Annotated in this window: 2 protein-coding genes; one reads left to right on the top strand and one right to left on the bottom strand. The window is 35.9% G+C overall.

What is annotated here, in order from left to right; all coding sequences use genetic code 11:
- Positions 1 to 55 precede the first annotated feature (55 nt).
- Positions 56 to 214 (top strand): hypothetical protein, encoded by a 159-nt coding sequence (locus O9295_RS24730; RefSeq protein ID WP_288035952.1) that lies wholly within the window; start codon positions 56 to 58, stop codon positions 212 to 214.
- Here the strand turns inward: O9295_RS24730 and O9295_RS24725 are convergent.
- Positions 178 to 756 carry a transposase gene (locus O9295_RS24725; RefSeq protein ID WP_002761735.1) on the bottom strand — a complete coding sequence of 193 codons (579 nt, stop codon included), beginning with the start codon at positions 754 to 756 and terminating at the stop codon, positions 178 to 180. The genes O9295_RS24730 and O9295_RS24725 overlap by 37 nt on opposite strands.
- Positions 757 to 1,258 lie beyond the last annotated feature (502 nt).

Below are 1,258 nucleotides of genomic sequence, written 5' to 3'. Positions count from 1 at the left end.
AAAATTTCTCTCCCCGACAAGCATTAAACAAAGCATTCCTGAGTAGGGATAATTCATGAATTATCCCTACGGAATTATCCCTACGGAATTATCCCTACGGAATTATCCCTACGGAATTATCCCTACGGAATTATCCCTACGGAATTATCCCTACGATAGGAATTGTTGTTACAGTGATTATAAATCCTTTCTACCGAAGCTTTGCCAAAACTGAACTTCCTCCTGACTAGGTTTGACTTGCTGATTTTCGATATCTTGATGCCATTTTAAAGGATTATTAACAATATATTCTCTAATTTTCGTTAAGGAAACCTCATCACGGATAATATGTTCATAATAATTCTTTTGCCAAACCGATTGACCTTGAGTACTCTGCAATTGATTAATCAGTTTAGCACTATTCATTTTAAAATAACCAACCACTTTAGGTAACAACATTTTTCGCCTTTCCTCTGGTAGAGATAATTCATGAATTATCTCTAATGGGTTATCAATAAATATTATTCCGTGAATATGATTAGGCATAATCACAAATTCATCTAAAATAACTTCTTTATAACGAGTATCTAAACTATGCCAAATATCCTTAACAACTTGACCAAATTGATTAAGATTCATGACGTTATCTTGTATGTCCCCTAATAAATTTTCACTATTTTTAATACAGATTGTCACAAAATATGCAGCCGATTGAGAATAATCATAGTGAGATAATCTTAAGGAACGACGATGGGGTTTATCAGAAAAGTTATTCATTTATTCATCTCCTTGTCAGGACAATAAATAGGAATCTTATTTTAGTTTTTGGCTATTTAGTAAAATAAGATCAAGCTGAAGATAACAATAATTGTAACTGCTCGGTCTCGCGTAGCGAGCGCGTTGCGACCGCTTCCTTTAACCTTTCTACCCCTGCAAACTTACTGGCAATTTCCCTCACATCTTGGGAAGTGGGGAGATTTTCTCAAAACCCTTGACAAATGGCGAGACTTGCTTTAGACTTTTTGTATAATGGGAATCCGTGCGCCCATATATATAGGGTTTTTGAGGGAAGATAAGAGAGAAAAAAATAGACTCCAAAACCGGGATGGGTAGGAATAGGGATAAAGGTATGAAGACGGAAAATTTCTCTCCCCGACAAGCATTAAACAAAGCATTCCTGAGTAGGGATAATTCATGAATTATCCCTACGGAATTATCCCTACGGAATTATCCCTACGGAATTATCCCTACGGAATTATCCCTACGGAATTATCCCTAC

The sequence above is a fragment of the Microcystis sp. LE18-22.4A genome (assembly GCF_027531105.1).
GTDB classification, from domain to species: domain Bacteria; phylum Cyanobacteriota; class Cyanobacteriia; order Cyanobacteriales; family Microcystaceae; genus Microcystis; species Microcystis aeruginosa.
The sequence above is the reverse complement of the archived record's forward strand: the minus strand, read 5'-3'. Positions and strand labels throughout refer to the sequence as shown.

Excerpts from the sequence above, each read along its gene's own strand:
- O9295_RS24730 (WP_288035952.1), top strand. The coding sequence starts at position 56 with ATGAATTATCCCTACGGAATTATCCCTACGGAATTATCCCTACGGAAT.
- O9295_RS24725 (WP_002761735.1), bottom strand. The coding sequence starts at position 756 with ATGAATAACTTTTCTGATAAACCCCATCGTCGTTCCTTAAGATTATCT.